At 62.4% G+C, this 14,659-nt stretch carries 12 protein-coding genes; 2 read left to right on the top strand and 10 right to left on the bottom strand.

The features are described 5' to 3' along the window. The first annotated feature begins 72 nt into the window (after positions 1–72). Positions 73–936, top strand: coding sequence for a dienelactone hydrolase family protein (locus tag CFAEC_RS02470; protein ID WP_290278483.1), 864 nt, complete (start codon positions 73–75; stop codon positions 934–936). Positions 937–1,298: 362 nt separating this feature from the next. Here the strand turns inward: CFAEC_RS02470 and CFAEC_RS02465 are convergent, their stop codons facing one another. From CFAEC_RS02465 to eccCa, 10 genes are all read right to left on the bottom strand, one after another. Further along, positions 1,299–2,891: a hypothetical protein gene (locus tag CFAEC_RS02465; RefSeq protein WP_290278481.1), complete on the bottom strand. Its 1,593-nt coding sequence runs from the start codon at positions 2,889–2,891 to the stop codon at positions 1,299–1,301. Then, positions 2,888–3,199 carry a hypothetical protein gene (locus CFAEC_RS02460; protein ID WP_290278479.1) on the bottom strand — a complete coding sequence of 104 codons (312 nt, stop codon included), beginning with the start codon at positions 3,197–3,199 and terminating at the stop codon, positions 2,888–2,890. Before CFAEC_RS02460 ends, CFAEC_RS02465 begins: the two co-directional genes overlap by 4 nt. Before the next feature lie 108 nt (positions 3,200–3,307). Then, entirely contained in the window at positions 3,308–4,651 is a 1,344-nt protein-coding gene (gene glmM / locus CFAEC_RS02455) for a phosphoglucosamine mutase (protein WP_290278477.1), read from the bottom strand. Between the two features lie 169 nt (positions 4,652–4,820). Next, the gene (rpsI, locus tag CFAEC_RS02450; RefSeq protein WP_290278476.1) at positions 4,821–5,369 is read right to left on the bottom strand and encodes a 30S ribosomal protein S9; all 549 of its coding nucleotides are present in this window, start codon (positions 5,367–5,369) and stop codon (positions 4,821–4,823) included. Further along, positions 5,369–5,812: a 50S ribosomal protein L13 gene (gene rplM / locus CFAEC_RS02445; RefSeq protein ID WP_290278474.1), complete on the bottom strand. Its 444-nt coding sequence runs from the start codon at positions 5,810–5,812 to the stop codon at positions 5,369–5,371. Before rplM ends, rpsI begins: the two co-directional genes overlap by 1 nt. Before the next feature lie 241 nt (positions 5,813–6,053). Next, positions 6,054–6,950 (bottom strand): ferredoxin family protein, encoded by an 897-nt coding sequence (locus CFAEC_RS02440; protein ID WP_290278472.1) that lies wholly within the window; start codon positions 6,948–6,950, stop codon positions 6,054–6,056. A gap of 499 nt (positions 6,951–7,449) precedes the next feature. After that, positions 7,450–7,740 carry a WXG100 family type VII secretion target gene (locus tag CFAEC_RS02435; RefSeq protein ID WP_290278471.1) on the bottom strand — a complete coding sequence of 97 codons (291 nt, stop codon included), beginning with the start codon at positions 7,738–7,740 and terminating at the stop codon, positions 7,450–7,452. 39 nt (positions 7,741–7,779) lie between these two features. Next, positions 7,780–8,103 (bottom strand): WXG100 family type VII secretion target, encoded by a 324-nt coding sequence (locus CFAEC_RS02430; protein ID WP_290278469.1) that lies wholly within the window; start codon positions 8,101–8,103, stop codon positions 7,780–7,782. 191 nt (positions 8,104–8,294) lie between these two features. Next, positions 8,295–9,218, bottom strand: a complete 924-nt coding sequence (locus CFAEC_RS02425; protein ID WP_290278467.1) for a type VII secretion-associated protein — start codon at positions 9,216–9,218, stop codon at positions 8,295–8,297. Beyond that, positions 9,215–12,835 carry a type VII secretion protein EccCa gene (gene eccCa / locus CFAEC_RS02420; RefSeq protein WP_290279784.1) on the bottom strand — a complete coding sequence of 1,207 codons (3,621 nt, stop codon included), beginning with the start codon at positions 12,833–12,835 and terminating at the stop codon, positions 9,215–9,217. The genes CFAEC_RS02425 and eccCa overlap by 4 nt, the downstream gene beginning before the upstream one ends. 409 nt (positions 12,836–13,244) lie before the next feature. Here eccCa and eccD point away from each other — a divergent pair, with 409 nt between their 5' ends. Continuing rightward, the gene (eccD, locus tag CFAEC_RS02415) at positions 13,245–14,654 is read left to right on the top strand and encodes a type VII secretion integral membrane protein EccD (protein ID WP_290278465.1); all 1,410 of its coding nucleotides are present in this window, start codon (positions 13,245–13,247) and stop codon (positions 14,652–14,654) included. Positions 14,655–14,659: the final 5 nt, after the last annotated feature.

Genomic DNA, 14,659 nt, shown 5'->3' with positions numbered 1-14,659 from the left:
AACAAGCTGGATAATGACTCGGCCAGGACAACCTCCCCGTCATGCCTGGTGCTTTCCACTATTCTTGAGCGTGTGGCTGACAATCTGAAAAAACACCTTGCAAAGCTCTCCAAGCGCGGACCGCACCGGGTACTGGTGGGTGACCTCGATTACGCCGGCCTGCCCGGCAAGATCTACACCCCCGCTGAGGGCAACGGCGTCCCCGGCGTAGCCTTCGGACACGACTGGCTGAAACCCATCAAGTACTATCATCAGACCCTGCGTCACCTGGCCAGCTGGGGTATCGCCGTGGCCGCCCCCAATACTGAAACCGGCCCCATGCCCGATCACCGTGGCCTGGCCGCCGATCTGGAATCCGCCCTGCAGATCCTGGCGGGCGTGAAACTCGGTGCCGGCAACGTGACCGTCAGCCCGGGAAGTCTGGGCATGGTCGGCCATGGCATGGGAGCAGGCGCCGCCATCCTCGCCTCCGCCAACCGTGAAGCCGTCCGCGCCGTGGGTGCTCTCTACCCGGCAGTGACCTCCCCGTCCTCCGTGGATGCCGCACCAGCGGTGAAGGCCCCCGGCCTGATCATCGGTAGTGCGGACATCGGCATGTTTGATGCCGGTGATGCCTCCAAGGTCGCCGCCAACTGGGGTGGCGAGGTCGCCTACCGCGAGTTGAAGAATGGAAACCAGCAGGGATTCTCCGAAGACACCCTGTTTAAGATTCTGGTCGGTCTCGGCCGACCCCAGACCTCCGGTCAGGAAACAGCCCGGGGATTACTCACCGGGTTCCTCCTCCACCAGCTCGATGGTGAGCGCAAGTACAAGGCGTTCTCCGACCCCACCGCTGAGGCGAAGAAGGTCACTTCCTACTGGGGTGAGGAGCTTCAGAAGAAGGCCTACCCTGATGATGACTCCCCGCTTGCGTTCCTGAATAAGAACAACAGCTAGCAGTACATCCGCCTGACACGATCATTCCAGTCAGGCCTTCCGCAGTATCGACTGCACGGGCCCCCGGCCACGGGTCCGCGCACGCCCAGATTGCACCGGTTTCTTTAGCGGCTGAGCAGGCTGGGTGGTGTGATTCTCCACAGGCGTCGCCCTAGCCACATGCACCGAGCCAGACACGGGCGCCGGCACCTGCCCGGTCCCCGGTGGCCCTTGTTGCTTTCTCCCCTGCCGAGTTGGTGTTTCCGCCTGCGCCCTGGTTTCAGCCAATCCCTTCTGAGTTCTCGCCAGTGCCTTTTCAAATTCCTCCATCCGGGAACGTGCCCGTGCCCGGAACTGCGCCACAAAATCCTCATATTCCATGGTCACCACCCGCCTGCCTTGTGTATCCGGGGTTGAGTATCAGGGGAACCCGGCGGTCCTGCTGGATCAGGTAACGGCGGTTGCATCGGTTGCATCGGTTGCGCTGGCTGAGCTGATGTCTGCTGTGCCACGGCCACCGGGGCAACCGGCGTGACCGGCGCCTGGTGGGCAACCGGCGTTGACTCAGATGATGGCATCACGGGTGTCGGGTCGTCCACCGCGGCTGCAGACACCACATTCGGTGATGGTTTGGGAGCGGGTTCAGGAACCAGGTGGAGTTGCTCCTCCGGTGTGGCCACACTCGTCGCCTCTGTCTCATTATCCTGCGATTCAGCGGGCGCCGGGCTGTGGTCTGGCGAAATTGCGTCCGCAGGCAGCTGTCCAGTTGCCTCCGTTGGCGTCTGAGGTGTCATGTCCGTGGCCATATCAACCGGCATCTCCTGACCCACCCCTGCCACCAGATCCTGCACCGCGTCTTCCAGGAAATCGACGATCAGACCAACCCCCGCAACCAACAGCCCAGCACCGAGCACCCCTAGTAGCATGCCTTCACTGTCAGCGGTGTCCATAACCCCATCCCCGGTCAAGTCCTCCTCCGGTGTCTCCGTATCAGGGGTCTCTGTATCGGGGATCTCCGTATCGGGGATCTCCACTCCGGAGGATTTTTCGGTGTGCGGTGGGTCCGGTGGGCAGTCAGACTGCTCCTTCTCGGTGTCCTCACTGCAGTCCCTGAGATCCTCTCCACTTTCCTTGGTCACCGCATTGAGCTCGTCCCCGGCGTCACCCTCCATTGGTGGCGCCGATGCCGGCGAGGGGACGGGGGAGGTCACCGGGGAGGTCGCCCTGGATGTCTCCAGACCTGCATCGCTCCCATTAGATCCACCAGATCCCCCTGAACCACCAGTCCCTCCGGTTCCACCGTCAACCCCACTACCCGGCGTGCCCGTCGCCTGGGGAGCAGTCACAGCAGGGGCCAACGCCGGATCGGGTTGTCCACAGACCCGGTTGCCGTGATCGATGAGGGCGCAATAGCAATCTTCGATCGCGCGATCCCGATCAGCGCACAAACCCAGCACCATGGCGGCAGCATCATCGATAATGTCTGCTCCGGCTTGAAGCGTGGTCATGAACAGTTCCGGGTGCTTCTCCGGGTCGATGGTGGCGAGATGAGATGAGATCTGGCCGATAATTTCAGCCAACTGCAGGAGGATCGCCTCGATCCCTCCATCGGATTCCAGCACGGTGGTGTCAATGGCGTCCGCGGCTCGGTCCGCGGCATCAGCCACCTCGGTCGCCTCACCCCGGTTGGTTACCCAGTCCTCAACCTTTTCAATCAGTTCAGAAACCACCAATCCAGCCCCCACGCTGCCGAAGAATTTCATCAACGGCCCCAAAAATCCCTGCACGCCCGCGGTGTCCGCATTCCCCGCCGCCAGCTGCGCGCTACCCCGCAAGGCACCCGTATCAAGTCCCGCGATGGATGTGAAGGCTCGGTCCAACACGGTTTCGGTCACCGCTGGCCCAGGATAACGTCCGCGGCCCACGCTCCGTAACTGCTGCACCGCCCGCCCATAACCCGCGATCAGTTCAGTCACCGCCCCTCACCGTCCACGGCACCGAGCTCTTCGGCGAATGTGTGGTCCACTTCGACAAAATGCTTCACCTGGCGGGTGGCCGCGCCGGTGGTGGCTTCCACCGCCTCCAGACGCTTGTCGACGCTCCGGTGCAGCGCCCCCAACATCGTTGCCACCTCAGCTCCCAGCGCCGAAAAATCACGGCCCGCCGCTGCCGCCGGGTAGACCGGCGGTGCGGCGGTATGGTGTTCGCGTTGGTGTGTGGTCTCGCCCAGCATCATGCGCAGCGATGACAACGCCCCCTCCGCGTCGAGCTTGAATCCCGACATGATAATCCCCCTGTGCAATGAACAATGGTTGACAAGAATGTGTCTTACACCAGTGTTGGACTGCGCAGGGGGACAAACGGTTCCCTGGGAACCCGGAATGTGAGGAGCTTAAACCTCAGCGACCACCGCCGCGAGACGGCCAGCGACGCGGCGTGCCTGCTCCTCGTCTGCTGCCTCAACCATGACGCGGAACAGTTCCTCGGTGCCGGAGGCACGCAGCAGCACGCGACCGGTCTCACCCAGCTCATTCTCCGCGGCCGCGATGGAGGACTGAACGTTGGTGTCGTTCATGATGCAGGATTTGTCAGACACGGGGACGTTGATGAGAACCTGCGGCAGAACGGTCATGGCCGCCGCCAGTTCAGCCAGGGACTGTCCGGTATCCGCCATGCGCGCCATCAGTGCCAGGCCGGTCAGGGTGCCATCACCGGTGGTGCCGTGATCCGGGAGCACGATGTGGCCGGACTGCTCACCACCGAGAGCGAAACCACCCGCGTTGAGGTCAGCCAGGACATAGCGGTCGCCGACCTTGGTGGTGCGCAGATTGATGCCGGCCTTCTCCATGGCAAGCTTCAGACCCAGGTTGGACATAACCGTGGCCACCAGGGTGTTCTTGCGGAGCTCGGAGTTCTCCTTCATGGCGATCGCCAGGATGGCCATGATCTGGTCACCGTCGACGATGTTGCCGTCCTTGTCCACCGCGAGACAACGGTCGGCGTCGCCATCATGGGCGAGACCCAGATCAGCACCGTGTTCCAGGACCGCTGCCTGGACCTGGTCCATGTGGGTGGAGCCACACTTTTCATTGATATTGTAGGCATTCGGCTGGTCGTGGATGGTAATCACTGTGGCACCCGCAGCTTCATAGGCCTTGGGTGCGACCTCGCTGGCAGCACCGTTGGCGGCGTCCACCACCACGGTGATCCCCTTGATGCTGGTGGATACCGCATCGGCCAGGTGCTGCAGGTAGCGGTCCTGTGCATCCGGGGCTTCCTCGATGACGCGTCCGATGCCATGTCCGGTGGGGCCTTCCTCGGGGAGATCATCCATGACGCGCTCGATCTCATCCTCGATCTCATCGGGAAGCTTGTGTCCGCCGGCAGAGAAGAACTTGATTCCGTTGTCCGGCATCGGGTTGTGGGATGCAGAGATCATGACACCCATGTCCGCACCATAATCATCGGTGAGGAATGCGACACCCGGGGTGGGGATCACACCGACCCGGAGAACATCCACGCCACGGCTGGCCATACCGGCAGCGAGCGCGGCGGCGAGCATCTCACCGGAGACGCGCGGGTCCCGGCCCACGATAGCCACGGGCCGACGGCCGGTGCTCCGATTGCCCGCCGTTAAGACATGGGCAGCTGCTGCACCCAGTTTGAGGGCAAGCGGGGCGGTGAGGGCTTCATTCGCAAGACCGCGAACGCCGTCTGTTCCAAAAAGTCGAGTCATGTCTAACATTATGCACGTACTGGGGCATTTCACATGTTTGAACACCGTGTGCTGACCACTTTCCTCCGTAGGAAAGGGAGGGGTGCGTGGAAAAACATCGTAGAAAGCGGACAACCCGCCCACCGTGATGAAACGGTGAAGCGGGTTGAACGAGGCAAGCGGAGAAAAATCAGCGCTTGGAGTACTGCGGGGCACGACGTGCCTTGTGCAGACCAGCCTTCTTACGCTCAACTGCACGAGCGTCACGGGTGAGGAAGCCAGCCTTCTTCAGGGCAGGGCGCTCAGCCGGGTTGTAGGCGTTCAGTGCGCGGGCGATGGCGAGGCGGAAAGCGCCAGCCTGACCGGTAGGTCCGCCGCCACCCAGGTTTGCCTGGATGTCGAACTGGTTCTCGCGGTCCAGGAGGACCAGAGGCGCCTTGATCAGCTGCTGGTGCAGCTTGTTCGGGAAGTAATCCTCCAGGGAGCGACCGTTGCAGGTGATCTCGCCGGAACCGGCGACCAGGCGGACGCGGACGATGGCGCGCTTACGGCGACCAACGGTCTGGATCGGGCCGTCGAGAACTGCTGGTGCAGCCTCGAAGGTCTCTTCCTCGGAAGGAGTGGCAATCGCATCACCGATGGTGTTGGTGAACTCCTCGGTGGCAGCGGCTGCTGCAGCGATGTCAGCAGCGTCTGCGACGTTGCTTTCTACGTTCTCGTTCTGGATAGGCTCGGACATTACTGGGCCACCTTCTTGATCTCGTAGGTCTCAGGCTTCTGAGCAGCGTAAGGGTGCTCGGAACCAGCGAAGACGTGCAGCTTCTTTGCGGAAGCGGCGGTCAGCTTGGTGTGCGGCATCATGCCGACGATGGATTCCTCAAGCACACGCTCCGGGTGCAGTTCCAGGGAACGGCCCAGGGTCATGGACTTCAGACCACCCGGGTAACCGGAGTGGCGGTAGCGCATCTCGCGATCGCGCTTGTTGGAGGTGACTGCAATCTTGTCAGCGTTGATGATGATGACGTGGTCACCACAGTCGACGTTTGGTGCGTACAGGGGCTTGCCCTTGCCGCGAAGCAGGTCGGCGGCGTGGGTAGCCAGGCGACCCAGGACCACGTCAGTGGCGTCGATGACGTACCACTTGCGGGTGATGTCACCGCTCTTCGGGTGGTAAGTAGACACTATGACTCCTTAAATAAGTCTGTCTAGGAACTGCCAGCCAGGAACATGTGCGGAAGAATCAATGACGGCGGCCGGTGGTGACCCAAATTCATGCTCTGCTGTCAGGACCGCGCCTTAAAAAGGGGTGATCCGGACTCCACACACAGAGATATAAGAGTACTCTTTTCCACCACAGAAACCAAAATCGCCTGCCGTGCCGGGTTGAGGATTCGATGCCAGACCGCAGCGCCAGGGTTCAGGATCAGGAGCTCAGGGTCACCGCCGTGGCCACCCAGGACTTAGCCACCTTGGGCGCATCACCGCAGGAGGAGATGACGCCGTCGACGTCTTCTTGGGAGACCTCCACCTCAAAAACGCGACCATCGGGGAGTCGCACCTGGGTGCCATCCACCTGGAATCCAGACAGCCCCACTGTTTCACCCCGGCTGATCAGGTGCCCGGCAACAGCCAACTCCACCACCTGGCTGCGGGCATCCACCGTGCCACGCCCACGGTTGCCGGGGAGGAAGAACTCACCCTTCTGCGCTGCCATGAGCATGTCGGTGGTGGCTTCCCGGTTCAGCTGCCCGAAGGAGTAATTCCACGGCATCAACATCATGGACGGTGCGAAGCGGTGCCCCTTGGTGTGCGAGGACTCCCATACATAGTCAGACGGGAAGTCAGCAACCAGTTCAGCGGCCAGTGGGCGCCCCTTGAGTGCGCAGCAGACATCCCTTTTGGCGTGCGTACAAATGAGAAGCACCGGGTGAGCTACCGGACGGGCGCCGAACTCTGCATCATTTTGGCCCGGAGCGCTCAGATCCAGGTCCATGATCTGCTCCACGCTGTCCAGGACCAGCCGTTCCATGACCTGTTGATCACTGAACACCAGGTACACGGTGTGCCCGGTGATCTGACGGCCTTCACGCCCGGGTTTACGGATGAGCTGTAATCCCATACCGGATGCCTTGAGGTGTTTCTTCAGCCGACCGGTGAACTCCGGTGCAAAGGTGTCACCGTCCAGGACATCGCGACTCCAGGCCCCGGGATGTTCCAGGAGGACAAACCGGTCACCGGTCTTCGCGGTACCGGGCAGTGGTTCCACTCCGGTGTCGGAGCAGCGGACAGGGTTCGGCCGGGCGGTGTTTAACGCAGTCAAGGAAGATACAACCAATCTTGGAAGAGGCTCTATTCATAGCCAGGATACGGACACCGCTCCCACCACCTCCCCCACGGTGGCCCCCTGACTGGATTCACAGGTGATCTCTGGATCAAAAAAGAACTGTTGCTGTGACCACGCGAGTCGCTCACCCCGTGATTCGGCACACCCTCCCCATCCATGTTCAGGGGACACGGATGGGAAGGGTGTGCTCGTCTTGTGCCCACCTCCGGTGCCACCACAGACACCGGGGGCCACGAGTGTTCCCACGGGTGAACAGGCCGGGGGGAACCCTCTCATGATGGGCACCGGGGAAACTAGCTGCCTGCCACCCCTTCCTCTAACCACCCATCTCCACAACGTGGGGGTCTGTCCTGAACCTTAGGATTCAATGGAACGGAGATGGGTGGGTAAAAGAACTTGAGAGGTGCAGCAGCTGGATCAGGAACCGTTGATACACCACCTCGATCCCGGTGGAATCTGGATACCGGGCACGTGGCTATCCTCCCCAGCTGGCTGCAGCCTGCCGGTTAACGTCACTCATGCGCTCGGCTCCCTGCTGGACGGTCTGGGAGATGGTGGCCAGGATGGTGTTGAGTTCTGCTGCGGCGTTATCCCACTTCAGCTGCGCCTCGGCATAAGCTGCGGCCGAATCGCCCTCCCATGTGGAGACCATCGGCTGCAGCTGCTGCTTCAGGCCATCCAACAGAGAATTGATGCGGCCCGACGTGGAATTGATATCGGTGGCGGCACCCTGGATGGCACCGAATTCATAGCGGATCATGTCCATGTGTCTTATCCTTAACTTTTCGTTTGTTGCTTCGGTGAACTAGAGGGCCAGGCCGGAGCCACCGCCACCGACGGCGCTGAAAGCCTGCGAGTTATCAGCTTCAGTGTTCTCAAATGACCTGGCATTCGCGCGGATATTGGTGGAAATGGAATCCAGCGCCTCCTGCAGTTGGCGTGCGGAGTCATTCCAGCGGTTCATCAGCGCATCAAAACTCACCTGCGCCTGGCCTGCCCAGCTGCCACGCACGGAATCAACCACGCCACGCAGACGGCTCAGCTCATTCTGAACCTGATCATTGGTGTCATCGACCTGGCCTGCGGTGGCCAGCATGACATCGGATTCTGTCCTAAAAAGATTCGACATTGGGTTCGCCCCTCCTCGAACTAGTTGGTGTGTCAGTCAGGTGCACTATCCCCCGGGTATCCACCCGCGGTGCACCTTCCCCCGAAAAGGCCTTATTACCTTTCCTGCTTAGTAAGACTGCGCAAACCCCTCCACGGTTCCCTGCCCCCGAAAGATTCCCCCGCCACTGCCAGCCCACCGGTATGCCTCAATCATCCGATCTCAAGCGAATCTGTCACCTGCCGGCAGACGGCCTTCTGCACCACCGTGGGTTCCAACCGGGTGTGGCACCCCACGGTGATCTGGGTGTCGTCTTCAAACCAGGTCACCCACGCCACCTCTGACCCATCACCGGGATCCTCCCTGTAGCCGATCCGCCCAGGCTCCACCATCACCTGCGGTTCCAGCACCGGATCCGCTGTGATGAGCTGGTTCATCTCCTGCTCCACCAGCTGCGGGTCCACCCCGTGCAGCGGGTCAAGAGCGATCCGGATGCGCACATCCGGGTCCTGCCCGGTCATCACATGGGCATCATCATCCTCATGCATCTGAAACCCCGGTGGTGCCTCCACCCGGAAACCCCTGCCTTCCAGGACGCTTATCGACGCCCTCCCCATCCCCGTCCCCGCCCTCTCAGCGGGAGTGCCGGTGGGCGTCAGTGTCTCTGCCTGCGGCGGAGGTGATGCCGGAGCGTCGCCTCCGCCCACCAACATCCAGACAGCTGCCACCGCACTGGCAAACAACGTTGTCAGAATCAGATGGACGGGCCTGATGCCGAAGAAATCACGGTGGGTCCTCCCCCTGGTTGGTCTCATCACCACCGGGCCAGGATCTGGGTCAGGATCCTGCTCGGATTCAGGCAGGGGATGCTCCCGGAGGGTCTCGATGGGATAGGAGGTCACGCCCTTGCCGATGAAGGTCTTGGTCAGCATGTCGGTAACCTTGTCATCAGCATCGATGATCACCTCAACCTCCGGCCAGTACACCGAGGACAGCTGTTGCACCTGATCCACCACCGCCGGGATGGCCCAGCCCTCCAGGATGCCCGTGGCCATGATGTCATAGCGATAGACGGTGTCCGGCCCCTCAAAGATGGTGGCGGTTTCCAACACCGTCACCGTCAACACCTCAGTCATTGTTGTTCCCCTCCGATCCGTGCCACCTGGCAGACCCCCACCCGGGTCCCCCGGATACTGATCTGGGCACGTCCCGGTGGCTGCGCTGAAGGTTTGAGTCCGAGAACTGACCCTTCCTCCCGGTCTGAATCAAACAACAGGACCTGGGGTGATTGATCCTTGATCTCGGTGAGCACCGGGTCATAGAGTGCACGGGAGACACCACCTGATTTCCGGGTGAGCACCACATGCAGTCCCACATCACGGGCGTGGGGCATGATGTCCTTCAACGGGTGCAACAGACCGGCGGGCAGCAGGTCATAATCATCAATGATCAGGTAGATGTCCGGCCCGGTCCACCAGGATCGTTGTCTGAGCTGCGCCGGGGTGACATCGGGGCCGGGCAGGCGCCCGCTGAGGGTGGTCACCATGTCCGTCACTGTCGCCTGCGCCGCGGTGGAGGTGGCGCAGTAGGCAGCCACCATGGACTCATCCAACATGCCCAGGTGAGCACGCCGGAAATCCATCACCACCATCCGGATCTGTTCCCTGCCCAGAATGCTCAGCCCCGCCACGATGGTGCGGATGAGGGTGGTTTTGCCACATCCCTGCGACCCGAAGGCCACGAGGTGTCTGTTGGTGTCCGGATCCCAGGTGAGGGTGGACAATTCCATGCCACCTCGTGCCAGTGGAATACCCGGCGCAGCGGTGGGAGCCAGTTCGTGCAGGGTGATGTCAGTGGGCAGGATGGTGAGTCTGGGCACTGGTTCCTGTCCGATCTCCGTGGCCCGGGTACTCACATGGGCGATGTCCTGGGCGGTGGAGTTTGCGATGAGGATCTGCTCGCCCTGAAGGTTCAATCCCCTGCCCGGCGCCGAGGGGATCCGCAGTTGTGCCTTCCGGTCAATGACGGAATCCATGGCCTCCCCCAGTTTCAACTCCACCCGGCCCGGTATCAGATCCCTGATCGCCGGTCGGATCGAACTCCACCGTTGGGTGCTTAAAATCAGATGAACCCGGGAGGCCAGTCCGTGGGCTGCGATGTGGACGAAGGAGTCGAAGAGGTCCTCGAAATCCTGGGGAATGCTCTGCCAACCATCCACCACCAAAAAGGTGTGCCGGTCCTCCGGGGTGTCGATGAGCGCGGTGACCTCATCGAGTACTCGCCGCACCCGCTCCGGGTCGCTGCGGTGTGCGACCCCGGCGACATGCGGAAGTCGGCTCAGATGATCCAGGGTGGTGCCGGACAGATCAAGGATGTAGAAACGCACTTCAGCTGTGGTGTGGGTGGCGGCGAGGGAGACGACGATGCTGCGCAGGGCGGTGGATTTACCGGTCTGCGGGCCACCACACACCACCAGGTGTCCGGATCCACCGGACGGTGAAAAGTCCACCACCAGCGGGTCCTGGCGCTGATGGTAGGGGCGGTCGATGATACCGACCGCCGCGGCCAGATGCCCCACGGGATCAGCAACCCCACCGATGGACACCTCGGTGGGCAGCGGTGGCAGCCAGATGCGGTGGGCGCGCAACCCGCGCGCTGTGGCAGCGGTGGTTGAGGCGGTGACCACGGCGTCGATAAGCGTGGTTTCACCCTGCTGGATCACAACGGTGCCCGGGTCAGCCTCCCAGCCTGTGAACGGGCGCACCTGCTGGGGCGCATCGGTGAGTTCAACCTGGTGACTCACCGGACCGGAGACATAGCTGGCCTGGAAACGGGTGACCGTGTCGGCTGTGGACTTCAAATAACCCGCCCCCGGTTGCGCAGGCAGATGATAGGCATCCGTGATGCCCAGAACCTGGCGGGATTCGGTGGCGGAGAAGGTCTTGAGACCGATCCGGTAGGACAGGTGGGAGTCCAGACCACGCAGACGTCCCTCCTCCAGTCGCTGGCTGGACAGCAGCAGATGGATGTGAAGCGAACGACCGAGCCTGCCGACCGCGACAAACAGATCCGCGAAATCCGGGTGCTGCCCCAGCAGTTCGGAGAACTCATCCAGCACAATGAGCAGCGCCGGCATCGGGTCATGACCATCGGTGGGCGCGGCGGTGTTGTACTCATCCACATTGGCAAACCCCCCGGCGCGCCGAAGCTGTTCCTGCCGGCGGTTCATCTCCCCACTGATGGCATCGTGCATGCGCTCCACCAGAATGGATTCCTCCTCCAGGTTGGTGATCACCGCCGAGGTATGGGGCAATGTCTCAAACCCTAAAAAGGTGGCGCCACCCTTGAAATCCACCAGCACCAGGTTGAGCTCCGCAGGCGAATGGGTGAGAATCAGGCCGGACACCAATGTGCGCAGCAGCTCAGATTTGCCACTTCCGGTGGCGCCGATGCACAGCCCGTGCGGGCCCATGCCGCCGTGCGCGGATTCCTTGAGGTCCAGGATCATGGGTGTGCCCTGATCTGTCAGGCCCAGCGGCACAGTCAGTCGGGTTCGCGGGTTCTTCCGGAGGCCCGATTGACCCGCGTGTCCCGCCTGCCCGGTCTGATCAGGCCAGAGTGTCTCCGGGTTGAGGTGGGTGTGGTCGGGGATGCCCAGCAGGGGAAGAAGTTCACCGGAGACTCGGGCCTCGCTGGTTCCGGCTCGGCGGTAGGCGGTGAGCATCCTTCCGAAGGTGGCCGCCGTGGAGTGGGTGACCGCGTCCGGGGTGCCGAGGGTCTCAACCCCCTGGGCGGTGAACACGTTGAGTTCTGAATCCACATGCAGCAGCAACCCCTCCTCCTCTGCGCGCCGGCCCAGTTCGGTGCTCGTTAAAGCCCCGACGTTGATGATGCACGTCCACTGTGGATCATCAATGAACTCCTCGGTGCCGTTGGTCAGCTCAGAGTCCACGATGAGGATGCGGTGCGCGGCGGCGTCCGGATCCCTGGAGTGTGGAACCCACTTCAACCATTCCCACCCCTCATCCCCCGGTGTGCTGCCACGGGCGGTGACACTGACTGTTTCAGGACCGTGGTGATACAGCAACTGCACCACAATCGCGCGGGCAAGGTCATGGGCACCCGGCCCGTTGAGGCCGAGGAACCTGAACGCCTGCAGCTGCACCGCCACCGGCATCCCCTGCACCGACCCCACCGCCCGCACCGTGTGTCGCAGGGACACCGCACACACGGGATCCAGGTCCTCCGGCGCACCGGAATCCTGCACCTCGATCCCTGGTTGCAGGCTGGTGGTGCCCAGACCGAAACGGATCTCCAGACAGTCCTGGTCCGGGGTGGAACGCTCCCACATCCTCCGCGATCCCAGTTGTGCCCACAGCGTCGCCGGTTCCGGGTGCCGGTGTAGCTCATGGTGGCGCTGCGCCTGGGCATGATCCAATGCCTGTTTGCGCAATGCCACCAGGTGACGCATATAGGTCCGACGTGTCTCATCCGTATCCTGCCCCTCCGGTGGGGTGAACATCATGGCCATGGACATGATCATCATCAACGGGAAGATCATCACCATCGGGTTGATACGACCGCTCATCATCACCATGAGCGCCACCATCGCCAGCACCGCCGCCACCATGATCACCGGGAGCAGCACCTTGATCAACGGTTTGGGGGTGGGCCTTTCTGCGGGTGGCACCGGCTCAGCAACCAGCGGTGCCGTGGGCAGCGGTGGCGCGGGATCACGCTCAGACCAGCCCATCTGCTCCACCACATAACCTGCGATGCGTGCGGGATCGCCGGCGCGGGTGCTTCTCCACGCCTCCCCAGGTGATTCCGGAGCCGGCGTTCCCGAACCCTGCGGGTAGACGATCCGCGCTGTCGTACGCGCTTCCTGCTCCCCCTCTTCAGCGGTGGCAGCGGTGGCAGCGGTGGCAGCGGTAACAGCGGTCATAAGTAATCTCTCCCCAACCTGATGGCCACCCTGATGGTGTGCGCAGACGTGTCTCTCTCATCCATGGTTGGACTGCGAAACCCCGCCGAAGGTTCCCTCTCGGGGTCAAAGTGGGTTTCTTCTCACCAAACCGGTTTCTGACCTGGTTTTTTGGCAGAATTCCCAGCAACACACCTGATGGGATCTTCACGAGGATCCCATCAGACACAGGAGGGGGATGGAAGTTTTGGCGATCGACAATGTCCTGCGCATCAGCGTCCGCATCGATCTCACCGTGGGCACCATGCCCTTTGCCATGGCTGATCTGTCGTTACCGGCCTGGTCCAGTCTCGCGGAGATACTCGATGAGGTCCTGGATCTCACCGGTGCGCCGACCATCTCGCGGCCGTGGGTGGCCCGCACCGCCGCGGGTATCCCCATCGACCCGGGGGTTCCGCTGTCTCAAACCCAGCTGGAACAGGGTGGGGTTCTGGTTCTCTCCCCGGAGCGTGACCTCCCCTCACCCGTGATCCGGGACGCCGCGGAGGCCCTGGTCGAGCTGTCCTCCACCACCCGCACCAGCGGCCTGGTGGATCTTCTCACCCTCACCGGTTTCATCACCACCGCAGTACTGCTCACCAGTCCGATGTTGAACACAGTCGGGGTGAATATCCGCCTGCTCATCATGGCGGGCGTCTGCGTGGTCATCCTCGCCTGGCTACCCGGGGCACGCCAACTCCAGGCACACCAGCCCCAGGCGGGAGTCCCCATCACGCGCGCCCTTTTGCCGGTGGTGATCACTGGATTGATCTCGGTGTCCGCGATGCTCACCGTCACCGGTCCGCTGAGCGGCTCATCTGATCAGCTCGCATGGGGTCTGCTGTGTGCCTCCGCCGCCGGTTTCACCACCGTGATCATCCTTCAGCTGTTCTTCCGTCCACCCCTTCTGATCAGCGCCGCGCTCACCGCGTTGCTGCTGGTGCTGTCGGTGCCCGCTGCAGGCGCCGCTGTCTCAGGTGTGGAGGGTGATTTCAGTGGTCCGGCAGCCATCACCATCGCGGTGATCATGATCCTGATAAGCACAGCACCCAAACTCGCGGCCTCACTGGCGGGCCTGCGTGTGCCCGCACTGCCGACTGCAGGCCAGGATCTCTCCGTCAGCGACGGCGACCAGGTTGACCCCACGGCCTCAGCCTCCCGGGCCCAGACGCTTTACGACGCCCAGATCCTCGCCTTCTCCCTCACCGCCACCATGCTGATCATCTTCACCACCCAACCGGGAACGTGGTTCTCCACGCTCTTCGCCTTCGCCACGGCCCTGGCCGCCCTGTTGCACTCCATCCGGCAGAGTCGGGCCGTTCCCACCTGGTCGCTGATGGCCCTGGCCTGCGCGGGCATCATCTCGGCCGTGGTCTCGGCCACACGTCAGGAGGAATCCTGGGCGGCGTTGATCCTGGGGATCATCCTCGCCGGCATCACAGTCAGCATCGCACTCTGGATACCACGGATACCCACACCGGAACCCACCACCATCGTCTGGGTGGAACGGATCGAATCCCTCAGCGTAGCCGCCGTCCTACCGCTGGCGTTCCATCTTCTTGATGTGTTCGGGATGCTCCGGGCTCTCAATATCGGACTGGGAGGTTGAGTGTC

This window comes from Corynebacterium faecale, assembly GCF_030408735.1.
In the GTDB taxonomy this organism is placed as follows: domain Bacteria; phylum Actinomycetota; class Actinomycetes; order Mycobacteriales; family Mycobacteriaceae; genus Corynebacterium; species Corynebacterium faecale.
Note: the sequence above shows the minus strand (reverse complement) of the source record. Positions and strands in the feature narration are given on the sequence as shown.